General features: G+C 40.0%; 16 protein-coding genes. 15 read left to right on the plus strand and 1 reads right to left on the minus strand.

The window, feature by feature from the left end; translation table 11 throughout:
• Positions 1-6 precede the first annotated feature (6 nt).
• The 10 genes from NSU15_RS13725 to NSU15_RS13770 all read left to right on the plus strand — a co-directional run bounded on the left by NSU15_RS13725 (position 7) and on the right by NSU15_RS13770 (position 8058).
• A complete protein-coding gene (locus NSU15_RS13725) occupies positions 7-756 on the plus strand; it encodes an ABC-2 family transporter protein (RefSeq protein WP_042193809.1) in 750 nt (249 codons plus the stop codon).
• 48 nt (positions 757-804) lie between these two features.
• A complete protein-coding gene (locus NSU15_RS13730) occupies positions 805-1548 on the plus strand; it encodes an ABC-2 family transporter protein (protein WP_339291346.1) in 744 nt (247 codons plus the stop codon).
• A gap of 114 nt (positions 1549-1662) precedes the next feature.
• Positions 1663-2292 carry a hypothetical protein gene (locus tag NSU15_RS13735; protein WP_339290846.1) on the plus strand — a complete coding sequence of 210 codons (630 nt, stop codon included), beginning with the start codon at positions 1663-1665 and terminating at the stop codon, positions 2290-2292.
• A gap of 34 nt (positions 2293-2326) precedes the next feature.
• Positions 2327-2797 (plus strand): GNAT family protein, encoded by a 471-nt coding sequence (locus NSU15_RS13740; RefSeq protein WP_042127285.1) that lies wholly within the window; start codon positions 2327-2329, stop codon positions 2795-2797.
• Between the two features lie 354 nt (positions 2798-3151).
• Positions 3152-4105: a phospho-N-acetylmuramoyl-pentapeptide-transferase gene (mraY, locus tag NSU15_RS13745; RefSeq protein ID WP_042127287.1), complete on the plus strand. Its 954-nt coding sequence runs from the start codon at positions 3152-3154 to the stop codon at positions 4103-4105.
• A gap of 47 nt (positions 4106-4152) precedes the next feature.
• Complete coding sequence (locus NSU15_RS13750) at positions 4153-4464, plus strand: winged helix-turn-helix transcriptional regulator (protein ID WP_042132144.1); 312 nt, start codon at positions 4153-4155, stop codon at positions 4462-4464.
• 82 nt (positions 4465-4546) lie between these two features.
• Complete coding sequence (locus tag NSU15_RS13755; protein WP_339290847.1) at positions 4547-5725, plus strand: MFS transporter; 1179 nt, start codon at positions 4547-4549, stop codon at positions 5723-5725.
• A gap of 171 nt (positions 5726-5896) precedes the next feature.
• The gene (locus NSU15_RS13760) at positions 5897-6517 is read left to right on the plus strand and encodes a thermonuclease family protein (RefSeq protein WP_339290848.1); all 621 of its coding nucleotides are present in this window, start codon (positions 5897-5899) and stop codon (positions 6515-6517) included.
• Between the two features lie 160 nt (positions 6518-6677).
• Positions 6678-7454 carry a (S)-benzoin forming benzil reductase gene (locus NSU15_RS13765; RefSeq protein ID WP_339290849.1) on the plus strand — a complete coding sequence of 259 codons (777 nt, stop codon included), beginning with the start codon at positions 6678-6680 and terminating at the stop codon, positions 7452-7454.
• A 148-nt stretch (positions 7455-7602) separates the two neighbouring features.
• Positions 7603-8058: an NUDIX hydrolase gene (locus NSU15_RS13770; RefSeq protein ID WP_339290851.1), complete on the plus strand. Its 456-nt coding sequence runs from the start codon at positions 7603-7605 to the stop codon at positions 8056-8058.
• 73 nt (positions 8059-8131) lie between these two features.
• Here NSU15_RS13770 and NSU15_RS13775 read toward each other — a convergent pair whose 3' ends face one another.
• Positions 8132-8668, minus strand: coding sequence for a TetR/AcrR family transcriptional regulator (locus NSU15_RS13775; protein WP_339290852.1), 537 nt, complete (start codon positions 8666-8668; stop codon positions 8132-8134).
• Positions 8669-8790: 122 nt separating this feature from the next.
• On the opposite strand from NSU15_RS13775, the gene NSU15_RS13780 reads away from it, so the two are divergent.
• From NSU15_RS13780 to NSU15_RS13800, 5 genes are all read left to right on the plus strand, one after another.
• Positions 8791-9891, plus strand: a complete 1101-nt coding sequence (locus NSU15_RS13780) for a hypothetical protein (RefSeq protein ID WP_339290854.1) — start codon at positions 8791-8793, stop codon at positions 9889-9891.
• A 172-nt stretch (positions 9892-10063) separates the two neighbouring features.
• Positions 10064-11167 carry a PRK06851 family protein gene (locus NSU15_RS13785; RefSeq protein ID WP_339290855.1) on the plus strand — a complete coding sequence of 368 codons (1104 nt, stop codon included), beginning with the start codon at positions 10064-10066 and terminating at the stop codon, positions 11165-11167.
• 149 nt (positions 11168-11316) lie between these two features.
• A complete protein-coding gene (locus NSU15_RS13790; protein ID WP_339290857.1) occupies positions 11317-12060 on the plus strand; it encodes an AzlC family ABC transporter permease in 744 nt (247 codons plus the stop codon).
• A complete protein-coding gene (locus NSU15_RS13795) occupies positions 12057-12368 on the plus strand; it encodes an AzlD domain-containing protein (protein WP_339290859.1) in 312 nt (103 codons plus the stop codon). The genes NSU15_RS13790 and NSU15_RS13795 overlap by 4 nt, the downstream gene beginning before the upstream one ends.
• Positions 12369-12400: 32 nt before the next feature.
• Positions 12401-13909, plus strand: a complete 1509-nt coding sequence (locus NSU15_RS13800; protein ID WP_339290860.1) for a PLP-dependent aminotransferase family protein — start codon at positions 12401-12403, stop codon at positions 13907-13909.
• Positions 13910-13940: the final 31 nt, after the last annotated feature.

Genomic DNA, 13940 nt, shown 5'->3' on the forward strand with positions numbered 1-13940 from the left:
CTTACCATGCTTGCTTATCGGATTAACTACTACTCAGGTATTCTTATCTATTCCTTGAATATCGGGGTTAACTATTTCACATGGATGGCCATCTATGGGAATGGGGATTCACTTGGTGGCTTTACCGCAACGCAAATGACGTCTTATGTTGCTGTTTCTTGGATGGCACGTGCGTTTTATTTTAATAATCTAGATCGTGAGATTTCTACGGATATACGAGACGGAAGCATCGCTATTCAGTTTATAAGGCCTTATAACTATGTCTTAGTCAAAATGATGCAAGGACTCGGAGAGGGCATGTTCCGCTTCCTCTTGTTTATGATTCCCGGTATGGCTATAGCGATGTTGTTGTTCCCGGTTCAATTACCGACAGCACCATCTGCTTGGGCGGGTTTTCTTGTAATGCTCTTTTTCAGCTTTTTGATTAATTCACAGATCAATATTATTACGGGGCTCTCGGCCTTCTTTGTTGAGAATAATGAGGGCATGATGCGAATGAAGCGGGTAATTGTTGATCTGTTCTCCGGTCTGATCGTGCCGATCAGTCTGTTTCCTGACTGGCTATCTTCTATACTTAAGGTGCTGCCGTTTCAGGCGATTACTTACTTGCCGGGCTCAGTGTTTACGGGACGAGTGCAAGGGGTTGGGATTTGGAATGTACTGGGGATCCAGATCGTTTGGTTCCTGGCCTTACTGATTCCAATTGTCTGGTTATATCATGCGGCGCGGCAGCGTCTCTTCGTGCAGGGAGGTTGAGGAAACGTGTATTACCTTGGATTATTAATTGAATACATCAAGAACTATATGAAGTCCCGGCTCACCTATCGTGCAGACTTTTGGGTAGAGGTCATATCAGATTTACTTTTCCAGGCCACCAACTTTATCTTTATTCTGGTGATTTTCATGCATACGGATAGCCTAGGCGGTTGGAATCAGAACGAAGTAGTGTTCGTGTATGGATTCTTTATGGTGCCTTTTGGGGTGTTTAGTTGTTTTGTGAATCTATGGGGATTTAGTGAGCGTTACATCGTTAAAGGTGAGATGGACCGTATTCTGACACGCCCAGCGCATAATTTATTCCAGATCTTTTTGGAAAATGTTGATCCACCAGCACTAATGGGCTCTTTCATAGGTATTATTATTATGGCTATTAGTGGCAGTAATCTGGGTCTTCCCTTTGAATGGTGGACGATACCAGCTCTGATCATTCTTACGTTAAGTGCCGTCGCCATCTATACTGGGATTTATACAACATTGACTTCATTGTCTTTCTATTCGGATGCTCCTACGGGCATTCTTCCGTTAATGTACAACATTCAAACCTATGGCCGTTATCCGGTAACGATCTACAATCGTGCTATTCAGGTATTACTCACGTGGATCATACCGTTTGCATTCGTCGGAGTCTATCCGGCAGCGCTCTTCCTACAGCGAGAAGAGATGACAAACCTTGCTCTTATGACACCAGTTGTAGGTGCGATATTCCTTGGAATTGGTCTCTTAGCTTGGAGTTATGGCGTTAGAAGATATAAGGGAGCCGGATCTTAAGTTAAGCTAGTGTCTTGTTATGTTGGAAAGGCTACCTTCGGGTAGTCTTTTTTTTCACTCCTAATTCATCAATATGCTAAAATCATTAATAACTAGTATGGGGAGGAATCATAGATGAATGTGTTAGATATTTTACCAGCACCCGAAAACTTAAAAAAACTCATGAAAATACTTGCTTCTCTAAATATTGTCCTATGTTCAGAGGAATGGCTTCGCTATCATAGTTTTGATTCTAAATTTGATAAGAATGTTTCTCTAGCATCGATCGATAATGGCTCAGGTGATAATTTGTTTATTATTTTTGTACCTCAAGGAACGATAATTAAAGGTTTTGATCATGAATCCGAAGTAAGTCCATATGCGCACGACGAACATGAAGTTTGGCCAGGAATCTATGAAGAAGTCCCCACCTCACTGTTGTCTATTCTTGAAGATGAGGCGATAGCTAAGGATGATGTTACTTTTTGTTTTTGGCGTGAAAATAATGACTTGACGTGGAAAAAGGGGAAGGTAGAGATTCCAGCGGGGACAGAAGATGGTTCGGACTTTTTGCTAGGGACTATTTTCCGCACAGCTGAGGATTTTGTGGAATTTGCCGAAGGTTATTTTGAACTCACACTCCCCTTAGAGGTTGTTGCACAAGTTTATGAGGGTGCAGCTATTACAAAAGAGATGATCAAAGCGTTAAATCCTGAAGGTGACGTAGAGAAAATCCTTCGGGAGTTAACGGAGTTAGACTCATAGGTGCCTATTGATTTTGAGCATAAGGTGGTGCGAAATGAAACTTTACATGGAAAAGCTGAATGCTGATGCTGCTAGGAATATATTAAGCTGGCGATATGAACAACCTTATGATTTTTACAACAATGAACAAACGCCTGAAGCCATAAGTGAAATGCTTGCTGAATCATATTTTTCCATATTTGATGATAATAAAGAGTTAGTAGGGTTCTTCTGTACAGGAAGCTCAGCGCAGGTTCCAAATAAGTCATATACATATTCTCAGGGGTTTATAGATATTGGATTAGGGATGAGACCAGAATTTACAGGGCAGGGAAATGGGACTCTATTTTTCACAGCTGTTCTAAGTAAAATGGATTCAATGTTCGGGAAAAGCTCAAAACGTCTGACAGTGGCAAAGTTTAATGAAAGAGCGATACGTTTGTATGAGAAATTGGGATTTAGCCGGGAAACTGAATTTTTAAAAGGAAGTACTGTATTTATTGTTATGGTTAAGGTTAAAGCTTGATACCGGACCATTCTATTCTATTTGGGATAACAATTGTCGATTACTGGAATGTGAAGAATGTTCAATAAATGAAGGGCTGCCGATAGGCAGTCCTTCATTTATTGAACGGAAGTATTTTTTAATGTGGAGCGAAAATAGGAAATAAAAACAGAATACTTTCTCTTTTTCAAAATTTTATTTACATATATCATTTTACTAAAGATACAAGTGAGAGGGATAAAACTTTTCTTTACATAATTTAAGCGATCTTAATAACTCTCACAACAATTTTGTGAGTGTGAGTTAGGTACAAGAGTGGGAACACTTGGAGTGGAAATGTTAAAATGATACTTTTCAAAGAGGGGAGTTTGTTATATGTTTGGAATTATGGCTATTTCCGGCCTGTCTTTTTTTCTAGTGGCGATGTTTACGCCGCTGTTGATCAGGACGCTACACAGGCTGGGGCTAACGCAGCCGATTCGCTCCGAGCTACCAGCAGATCATCAGGCCAAACGTGGTACACCGCTTATGGCAGGGCTGGTCCTGCTTATCGGGATAGCGATCTCGTTACAGTTTCATCCCGGACCTCTAATGTTACTCTTATGCGTCACGTTTTTGTTGTTCAGCTCAGTCGGATTTCTGGATGATTTCAAAAAGGCTTTTTGGCAAAATCCGTCCGGCATCACCGGTCGCACAAAGCTAGTGTTGCAATTTATTTTTACTGGATCCATTTTGTACGTGTTGTTCCATTCGTTCGGCCTGACGAGCGATATTGGGTTATTTCAAGGGCACTATTTGCAATTGCCTTTGTATCTTTATGTCGGAATCATTTTGCTGTTTGTGGTGGGCTCCGCAAATGCCATCAATTTTACCGACGGTCTTGATGGGCTACTGATCAATGTGGCCATTCCGACGTATTTTTTCTTTTTTATGATTTCGGACAAACCTGAAGTGCAGACATTTTCCCTTGTCATGATCGGCTGTCTGCTTGGGCTTTTCCTTTATAATATTTATCCGGCAAGAGCTTTTATGGGCGATACAGGATCACTGGCGATCGGTGGCTCCCTTTCCATTTTAGCTGTCATTGAGAAGGTCGAGCTCTTGATTCCGATTTTGTTTTTCGTCTATTTTGCAGAGCAGTTGTCGGTCATATTACAAGTTTGGTACTATAAACGAACTAAGCTGCGGCTGTTCCGAATGGCTCCGATTCATTACCATTTCAGCTTAAAATACGGATGGAGCGAAAACAAAATCGTGATGATTTTCGGTTTTATTTCGTGGGTATCCGTACTGCTTTGCTGGTTAATTTGGAAATTTCTCATGCACTAAATAGCTTTTATATTTACAAATCTATAAAAGTAGATATAATGAAACGCATGGAACCTTTAATGATATTTAAAGCTTTATCTAACGAGACACGTAGTCAAATTATGATGTGGTTAAAAACTCCAGAGGAATTCTTTGATGAAAAGCCTTATTTACAACAAGGCCTGAGTTTTCGAATTGGTATATGCGTGGGAGATATTCAAGCTAAAGCGGGACTTGCACAGTCTGTTATCTCGAGTTACTTGTTGACTATGCAAAAAGCTGGTTTGTTGGAATCTGAGCGAATTGGGAAGTGGACGTATTATCGTCGGAACGAGAAGACAATTCAGGAGTTTTCCGAGTATATTAAACAGAAACTATAAATGAGAGGAGGGAAGACTTTTTTTTGATAATACATATCTACAAATCTGTATATGTGAATATAAATGGAGGATTGTTTTAAAAATGAAAAAGATTAACCCGTTGCTTATCATTATTCTGGCGTTAGGTGTATTTGGTATTATCACTACGGAAATGGGAATTATAGGTGTTCTACCACAGATAACTCAAAAATTTAATATAACGACTTCACAGACTGGATGGCTTGTAAGTATATTTGCTTTAGTCGTTGCCATTTCTGGTCCATTTCTAACATTACTGGCTTCTGGTATTAATCGTAAAGTTATTCTATTAACGGCTGTACTTATTTTTGCGATTTCAAACATTGTGTATGCTTATACGACCATGTTTGAAGTAATGCTTATTTTCCGTATTATTCCAGCTATATTTCATCCCGTCTTTTTTTCAGTTGCTCTTGTGACCGCTGCTCAACTTGTCCCACCAGACAAGAGTACTAAGGCAGTTACAAAAGTTTTCGCCGGAATCACAGTCGGGTTTGCTTTCGGTGTGCCTTTGACTTCTTATCTCGCGGACAAAATATCGTTAGAAGTTGCTTTTCTGTTTGGTGCTGTTGTAAGTATAATTGCCTTTTTAGGGATACTCGCTTGGCTTCCTTCCATGCCTGTTAAAGAAAAAATGTCTTATGGCAAGCAGCTTGGTATATTACGTAAACCCTTATTATGGTTAAATATAGTGACAGTTATTTTTATATTTGCAGCGATGTTTTCTGTATATAGTTACTTTGCTGAGTATCTTGGTCAAGTAACACATATGAATGGGTCATGGATTAGTATCATGTTAATGGCCTTTGGTATAGTCATGATTTTTGGAAATTTTTTATTTGGGGGCCTTTTACATAAAAGCATTCCAAAGACCGTCATCATGTTTCCTCTGCTATATGCGGTAACTTACTTCTTCGTTTATTTTCTAGGATCTTATTTCATTCCAATGGTTATTATCATAATTATTTGGGGGGTAGTGCATTCCGGCGGACTCATTATCAGTCAAGCATGGTTAACGACCGAGACGAAAGAAGCTCCCGAATTCGGTAACAGCTTGTTTATTTCATTCTCCAATCTTGGAATTACAATAGGTACTTCTATCGGTGGTTGGTTTATTTCTCGCTCAGGTAAACATGAACTCATTTGGATTGGGATTATTTTTTCCCTGCTTGCTTTCTTATCGATCATAATCAAAATAAAAATTTCCAACTTAAACGTAGCAGAAGCTAAGCTGGGTGATTAATGGAGATTATAATTTTAAAAAAACAGCGACAGCCATGTATCTTATTTTTCTGGTACATAGTTGTCGTTGTTTTCTATATTAAGTAATACAAACTTGTGTTTTTCACTATTTTGCTTTATTTTAATTAGACCCCATGAAGCTATTACATATGTTCAAGAAAGAGGTTTATTTATGAGTAAAATGTATCTTATGAAAATCTGCATGGCCATCATCCTCCTACTAGGAACCGTTACCGGTTGCACTATTGTAGAGCAGTCTGCTTCAGATCCTGTTCCTGCAATAACTACGAGTCCTGAGCCTAAACCTGATGCTACCGCAAAGAATACAGTAGAGGACAATAGACGTTTACTAGATGCTAAGGTAACACGGGTAGTTGATGGTGACACCATGAAGCTGACGATCGACGGTAAAAAAGAAACTATTCGATTGTTACTAGTTGATACTCCTGAATCCGTTAATCCGAATATTCCTGAGCCACAACCATTTTCGATAGAAGCCTCTGATTATGCCAAAAAGATGCTTACCAATAAAGATGTGCAAATTGAACTGGATGTATCAGAACGAGATAAATATGGTCGTCTACTCTGTTATCTCTATATCGATGGCAAAATGTTTAATGAGCTTCTGCTAGAGCAGGGTTATGCACGTGTGGCATATGTATTTGCACCTAATACGAAATACGTAGATCAATTTAGAGCTATTCAGGATAAAACAAGAGAGCAGGGAATCGGCATCTGGAGTATTGAAAATTACGCGCAAAACAATGGTTTTCATGTTCCAAAAACGAAATAAACATCTAGTAATCAAGATTCATAGAGCTACCATGAGGTAGCTTTTTTTATATTAGGTAGAACATGCACGTAATGGATGTATTTGACAAGGTGATTCTTTAAATGTGATACTCTAGTAGTTGGTATTAGTATCAGGTTACAATTCGAGGAGGATTGCCCTTATGAAATACTTCATTATTACAGGAGCTTCAAGAGGAATTGGAGAGTCAATAGCAGAACAACTAGTCTCTCCTGATCACTATCTGTTTTGTATCTCACGTGAAAGAAATGAGAGTTTAGTAAGCAAAAGTAGTAATATAACCTATTATGAATTTGATTTGAATCACATTCATCTGATTGAATCTCTGATGGGGAGTATTTTCAATTCTATTAACGTGTCAAAAGCGGAGGGAATCTACCTTATTAATAACGCTTCAATGATTGCTCCTGTCTCATTTATTGATACAGCAAGGGTTGATGAAATAACGGGAAATATAAATGTGAATTTATTAGCTCCTATTATACTAACCTCAATGTTTATAAAGCATACGAATGGTCATCTAATCGACAAAAGGATCTTAAATATATCATCCTCTTCTGCTAAGAATCATCATCCTGGCATGAGTCTGTATTCAGCAGCAAAAGCTGGGTTAGATGTTTTTTCACAATGTGTGGGACTAGAACAAAATCACTCCAAAACACCAGTTGGAATTGTATCGATCTGGCCAGGAATGATTGATACCAATCTGCAAAGAGAGGCTAGAAGCCAGGATAAATCAACATTTCCATCAGCAGAGATATTTGAGGTAGTTAAGGAAACTGGGATGCTCACAACAGCACAGGAAACAGCACAACAAATCATTGAGTTTTTGTTTAAACCTAATTTTGAACACGGTGCAATTGTGGATATTTATGATTATTCAAAACTTCAACAGCATTTAAGTATATCAACAGACTAAAATAACTACTTTCCGGAGTGTATTATGCGAGATATAGATTACAGCAATTATTATTGGCAGGATGATGATCGGATCTGGACTTACTGAAGATGAATTTCTGGAAAAGAACAAAAAAATATAAGCCATTAAGGAGAGAGGGTGCTGTTTAATGAGTAATTATATTATGGAGCTAAGAAAACATGTAGGTACCAGGCCGCTTATTATGGCAGGAGCCTGTGTTTTGTTGTGTAGCGAACAGCAATTACTCTTACAACGTAGAACGGACAACGGTTGCTGGGGATTGCCAGGTGGCTCAATGGAGCTTGGGGAGACTTTGGAAGAGGTTGCCAAAAGGGAACTTTTTGAGGAGACAGGTTTACAGGCCAGAGGACTTGAATTGTTTGACATGTTCTCTGGACAAGAACTTTATTACAAATATCCAAACGGTGATGAAGTATATAATGTAGTAGCCGCTTATCTAAGTACGGAATTTGACGGTGTGCTTAAAGAAGATGGAATTGAAGTACAAGAAGTCCGTTTTTTTAATTATGGAAAATTGCCTAGCGAGTTGTCACCTCCTGATGTTCCAGTCATTAAGAGATTTATGGATCATTTTGTGAAGTAACGTAGGACGTTGATCGAAATACTAAAAAGGGCTGCCAAGTGGTAGCCTTTTTTTAACTTAATGATAAACATTTCTATACATCAAAAAAATCTAAAGTCATTTTGGCCATTTTCTCTGGTGTTTCAATACAACCACGAATTATCCACTTTTTCAAAATGCTCCATAGGCCTCCAGCCATCATGGTCCGCATATATTCCTTCTCAATTTCATTCTGGTATTCTCGCCTAGTTCCCACAAGATGGTCCATTACCTCTAAATAATGAACATACTGGTCATTAAGAAGGGCGAACAATTGATTTTGGATCAATATGTTAAGAAAGTCTTTGTGTTTTTTCCAATGGTTGAAATAGACTAACGGCATTTCATGTGGACCAAAGTTCTGAACCTTAATATATTCATAAAACTCTTCGAACATCAAATCAATGATGGCTACGAGCACAGATTCTTTAGATGTAAAGTGACGATAAAAGGTTTTTCTTACAAGTCCCGCTTTATCACATATTTCTGTTATAGTGATGCTGCTATAGGGCTTCTCTTGTAAAAACTCAAGCATTGCATCACATAACCACTTCTTTGACCGCTCCGCAATCGGATTAACGCGAGTGGACATGTCACAAATCACCTCCTATGTGTAACCTGAGTCACTATTATTGACTGTCTAATATAGACCCAAGTATAATCGACCCTATCAAGTTACACAAGTGTGACATTTATATAGATTAGGAGGGTTTTATGATGAGCGATAAGGTAACCTTGGCAAATCGAAAAGAAGATTATCAGAGACTAGGAATCACAAAAGAACCTGCTATCTGGGAAGATGGAATGAGAACAAACGGACAGGCGGGAACTTTTGAGTGGTGGTATTTTGATGCTGAATATACAGATGGTAGCAAGGTTGTTGTTGTATTTTACACGAAGGATGGGTTCGATATTAAAGGTGAGGCTTGTCCATCGATACGATTTGAACTGACATTGCCGGATGGAAGAAGCATTACGAATTTATTGTCTGAAAAGAAAGGGAGCACCCTTCGAGCTTCCAAGGAAAAGTGTGATGTGAAAATTGATCGAAGTAGCGTCCAATATTCGAATGGACAATATTTGATTCATTTTGTAGATGACGAAATTGATTATCGCTGTACTATGAAATCAATCTTACCAATGTGGCGACCTAAAACAGGACATATGTACTTTGGAGAGAAACAAGAAGACTTTTTTGCTTGGTTTGTTGCCCAGCCTTCCGCTAAACTGGAGGCAGTACTGACTCTAAATGGAGAGCGTCTTGAATTAGTAGGTAACGGTTATCACGATCATAACTGGGGCAATGTTGAAATGAATAAAGTAATCAATCATTGGTACTGGTGTCGTGCGAATGTGGGACCCTATACTGTGATTTCATGCGATATCATTGCAGAGAAAAAATACAGCTATAAGCGCAGTCCTATAATCATGATTGCAAAAGATGGTGAGATCCTAGAGGATCAAGAAGAACATACAAAGATCGAGCGTAATGACACGATTAATCATCCCTTTACAAAAAAATTCATGGATAACAAGTTGAAATTTAATCAATCGTCTGGACATAACACATCGTATCAAATTGAATATCACCGAAAAGATGATCTAGTTGCGAGTTCTTTATTAGCTGGAATGAAGCTTTCCCTCCCCCTAAAGATCGCTATAAAGGTATTGAAAATGAATCCAACGTATGTGCGCTGTATCGGGACAGTCACTTTGACAGTCAGTAAGAACGGTAAAGAAGAGGTATATGAGCAAGAAGCTTTGTGGGAACAGATGTTTTTTGCTAAGAATAAACACGCTATTATTCATGAATAAGAGGAAACTAGTAAAGAAGTATTAGACAAAACAGAGAAACGGTTTGCTGCACGCTAATCTCCAGAATTAAAGAAAGTGGAAGTTACTATCTTACGCCAAGTGTCACCTTTCCCAGCGGTCAATAATACGATGAATTATGAACCATGACATTAGCCCGGAAAGGTGTGCGATTATGAACGGAACAATCCTCAATTTCTTCGCTGGCGGCAATACGGCTCACGGCTTTTACAGCCTCTATGAGTCGTCATTGCAAAGTTTAACGCGTTTGTTTGTATTAAAAGGAGGTCCCGGAACGGGGCAGACCAAGCTGATTGCAGAAATCGGAGAGCAGTTTAATCAACAAGGCTATGAGATTTGGTTCATCCACACTGCATCAGATAACGATTCATTCGACGGTGTGATTATTCCTAAATTAAATATAGGAATTGTGGATGGAACAGCTCCGCGTGTAATTAACCCTGATCTTCCTGAAGAGACTATCGTGTTCGTAGATTTAGAGCAAGCGGTTGATCTGTTTCAGTTAAGCCAGCACAAGTTGGAAATCGATAAATTAGTTGCTGCAATCAGCCAAGAGCATGATTTTGCTTACGCTGGATTTGCTGAAGCCCTTCGCATTCATGACGAATGGGAAGCGATATATATCGCGACAATGAATTTTCAAGCAGCTGATGAGCTGACACAAGAGTATATTAAGCTTTTGTATGATGATCAGAAATCTGAACATTCCAGCCGGATAGATCATCGTTTTTTAGGGGCGGCGACGCCTAAGGGGGCAGTGGATTTTGTGCCTAATCTAACCGCAGGATTAAAAAGATATTTGGTTAAAGGACGTGCGGGCTCCGGAAAATCAACACTGCTGAAAAAAATAGCGGCTGAAGGCATCAAGCGCGGCTACGATGTTGAAATTTACCACTGTGGCTTCGATCCAAATAGCCTTGATATGATTATTGTGCGTGAGCTTGGATTTGCTATTTTTGATAGCACGGCACCACATGAGTATTATCCAGATCGTGTCACTGATGAGATTGTCGATATGTATTCGCGTTGTATACAACCTGGTACAGATGAAGAATTCTCCGAAGCTATAGCCGGCATTAAAGAACGGTACTCCAGCACCATGAAACAGTCCACACAGCATCTGACAGACGCAAAGGTATTCCTTGATGCGTTAAAGCAAATTTATGCTTCTACCGTGAACATTAATCGATTAGATCAGATTAGATCGCAGATCGTACAGGAAATTAACGAGATTGTTGAAAGTCCACTGGAGGTATAAAGCTTCATTAAAGATCGTTCTCTTAGAGGGCGGTCTTTTTTTATGAGAAAAGAAATTGGTATGGTACATACGCACCCATGCGGTCATTTCCACTGGATCGGTATCCAAGTATGCTCTCTCTAGGACAACGATAAGGGAGAGAGAAACTTATGAATGATCAGAAAGAACTGTTTAGAACAGGACTTAAAGATTCCGTCGCAATCGTTGCAGGATTTATCCCTGCATGCTTTACGTTTGGATTGGTCGGTAAGGGGTTAGGTCTCGGTAGTCTGGAGGTATTCTTATTGTCAGCGCTAGTATTTGCGGGGGCTAGTCAATTTATAGGTGTAAAAATGCTTGCCGCAGGAGCAGCTGCTCCAGTAATTTTACTGCTTACGCTGATCATTAACCTAAGATATTTGTTTATCAGCTTATCCTTTGGAGGGCAGTTAAATCGTAATATTAGCTATCTTGCGCGAGCCTGGATTGGCTTTAGTTTAACAGAAGAGGTATACGCAGTTAGTATGATCCCTCGAGAGAAAGAAAACCCTAAATCAGTGAATGAAAAAACTAACCAACCCCTAGAACTTCCTTATTTGCTGGGCTTGCAAATCCCTCCCTATGTCGCTAACCTGCTAGCTACGGCTTCAGGGATAACCCTTGCTTCCTATATTCCAGCTTTTTATTTACCGGCGCTAAATACTTCATTATACGCCTTGCTGATTGCACTTGTTGTACCTCAATTGAAAGGCAGCTTACGGAATATGGCTATATGTACGTCAGCTGCAGGATCATCATGGCTGCTGCACCCCTTGCTGGGAAACTCTTCGATCCTTATAGCTATGATAATCGGCATGGCAGTGGGCACCTTGTTTAGAGTGCGAGTTCAAGCGGAGAAAGGGGTATCCCTATGACTATCTTAATCATTGTGGGTATGGCTGTTATTACATTTTTATTTCGTTTTGTGCCTTTGCTACTTACAAATCATTCGAATGGACCCTCCAAAGTTCAAGCGTTGCTAGAGTATTTGCCTATAGCGGTTCTTAGTGCGCTAACGGTACCTGGAATCATTCAGGTAGACCCAGATGTTAATCTTGTGGGTATCGCATCAGGGACTGTCGCTGTTATACTGGTATTAATTAGAAAAATTCCGCTGCTTCTCGTGATTCTAGGCTCTGTTTCCGCAGCACTACTCGTAAAAATGCTTACCCTTTATTTTTGAACAAAAGTCGGAACAGAAGGGGAGGACCTCTTATGAAGCATGATTTGCTGATCACAATCGATAAAGAACGACAGATTCCGTTTAGCCGTCAAATTTACGAGCAAGTTCGAAATGCTATCCATTCAGGAGCTTTAAGCGGGGGTGACCCCCTGCCTCCGTCTAGAACTTTAGCTAATCAGCTTGGCGTATCCAGAAGCGTGGTCCTTCAATCCTATGAGCTGCTACAGGCAGAAGGGTATCTGGAGATGAGAAAAGGAGCGGGAACGTTTATTGCGGAGTTGACGTTGGAAGAGAAAGTGACAAAGGTTTATGAGAGCCCTTACAATTTTGTGACGAAGGGACCTGATTTCCTTGCGCTTAACCCTCCGTCTACTAGAGAAGTGGATCATTTGAATCCGGTGTTTTGCGATTTTCGACATGGTGTTCCTGCTTGGGACGCGTTTCCTATGGATCAATGGCAAAAGGCCCTAATGAATGCTTGCCGCCGCGCTTCACCGGATACGTTAGGTTATGGTCCTGCGGAGGGTTCACTGGGATTGCGTCGAGAGATCGCACGTTTATTACGTTCCACACGGTCTATGCCCGTTGTTCCGGAACAAATCGTGATTACGTCTGGGGCTACCCAAGCGCTCGATATTTTATCGAGGATATTCTTGTTTAAAGGTGATCATGTCATTGTGGAAGATCCATCACATAGCGTTGTACGTGAAATTTTTTCTTTTGCTGGGGTAGAGGTCTTACCTGTTAAGGTAGATCAGGATGGCATCTGTGTAGAACAATTCCAAACAAACAGTGATAACGATCAAGATGGTAATCTTAAAAAATCGCCAAAGCTAGTCTATGTTACTCCTTCTCACCAGTTCCCTTCAGGGACAACGCTGTCTTTGAAGCGAAGAGTTCAGTTGTTGGATTGGGCGAAAGCGAATCATGCTTTTATTATTGAAGACGATTATGACAGTGAATATAGGTACGAGGGTCCGAAATTATCCGCGCTTGCTGGTCTAGATACTGAGGGTCGAGTTATTTATGTAGGCAGTTTTAGTAAAGTATTATTTCCTTCTCTGCGGATAGGTTATGTTGTGTTGCCTCCGGCTTTGCTTCAGCCTTTTTTAGCTGTTAAATGGATTACAGATCGAATGTCTTCTGCTCTGGACCAGGAAGCGTTAGCAGAATTTATTCAGAATGGTCACTATGCAAGGCATGTTACGCAGATGGGAAAGCTGTATGCCTCACGCAGATCCTGTCTCGTAAACAGTTTGAATACGGAATTTGGAAGTCGTGTGCGATATTATGGCGAGGAAGCTGGACTACATTTATTGATTGAGTTGGAGTCGGATGCCGAGGAGAATCGCATTGCTGAAGTGGCGCTACGTTACGGTGTTCGCGTATATCCTGCATCTTCTTATTTTCTGGAGAGTAAACCTAAGGGTCCAGTGTTTCTACTAGGCTATTCCAATCTCACTGAGAATCAGATTAAGATGGGTGTGAACAGACTGATGTTAGCCGAAATAGAAGCGACAGTAAGTAGAAGTCATTTGTAATAGAAATGTTGGAACTTTATCATATAACTTG

Origin of the sequence: Paenibacillus sp. FSL E2-0201 (assembly GCF_037963325.1) — a bacterium.
Taxonomy (GTDB): Bacteria; Bacillota; Bacilli; order Paenibacillales; family Paenibacillaceae; genus Paenibacillus_AQ.

Excerpts from the sequence above, each read along its gene's own strand:
- NSU15_RS13725 (WP_042193809.1), top strand. The coding sequence starts at position 7 with ATGCTTGCTTATCGGATTAACTACTACTCAGGTATTCTTATCTATTCC.
- NSU15_RS13730 (WP_339291346.1), top strand. The coding sequence starts at position 805 with ATGAAGTCCCGGCTCACCTATCGTGCAGACTTTTGGGTAGAGGTCATA.
- NSU15_RS13735 (WP_339290846.1), top strand. The coding sequence starts at position 1,663 with ATGAATGTGTTAGATATTTTACCAGCACCCGAAAACTTAAAAAAACTC.
- NSU15_RS13740 (WP_042127285.1), top strand. The coding sequence starts at position 2,327 with ATGAAACTTTACATGGAAAAGCTGAATGCTGATGCTGCTAGGAATATA.
- mraY (WP_042127287.1), top strand. The coding sequence starts at position 3,152 with ATGTTTGGAATTATGGCTATTTCCGGCCTGTCTTTTTTTCTAGTGGCG.
- NSU15_RS13750 (WP_042132144.1), top strand. The coding sequence starts at position 4,153 with ATGGAACCTTTAATGATATTTAAAGCTTTATCTAACGAGACACGTAGT.
- NSU15_RS13755 (WP_339290847.1), top strand. The coding sequence starts at position 4,547 with ATGAAAAAGATTAACCCGTTGCTTATCATTATTCTGGCGTTAGGTGTA.
- NSU15_RS13760 (WP_339290848.1), top strand. The coding sequence starts at position 5,897 with ATGAGTAAAATGTATCTTATGAAAATCTGCATGGCCATCATCCTCCTA.
- NSU15_RS13765 (WP_339290849.1), top strand. The coding sequence starts at position 6,678 with ATGAAATACTTCATTATTACAGGAGCTTCAAGAGGAATTGGAGAGTCA.
- NSU15_RS13770 (WP_339290851.1), top strand. The coding sequence starts at position 7,603 with ATGAGTAATTATATTATGGAGCTAAGAAAACATGTAGGTACCAGGCCG.
- NSU15_RS13775 (WP_339290852.1), bottom strand. The coding sequence starts at position 8,668 with ATGTCCACTCGCGTTAATCCGATTGCGGAGCGGTCAAAGAAGTGGTTA.
- NSU15_RS13780 (WP_339290854.1), top strand. The coding sequence starts at position 8,791 with ATGATGAGCGATAAGGTAACCTTGGCAAATCGAAAAGAAGATTATCAG.
- NSU15_RS13785 (WP_339290855.1), top strand. The coding sequence starts at position 10,064 with ATGAACGGAACAATCCTCAATTTCTTCGCTGGCGGCAATACGGCTCAC.
- NSU15_RS13790 (WP_339290857.1), top strand. The coding sequence starts at position 11,317 with ATGAATGATCAGAAAGAACTGTTTAGAACAGGACTTAAAGATTCCGTC.
- NSU15_RS13795 (WP_339290859.1), top strand. The coding sequence starts at position 12,057 with ATGACTATCTTAATCATTGTGGGTATGGCTGTTATTACATTTTTATTT.
- NSU15_RS13800 (WP_339290860.1), top strand. The coding sequence starts at position 12,401 with ATGAAGCATGATTTGCTGATCACAATCGATAAAGAACGACAGATTCCG.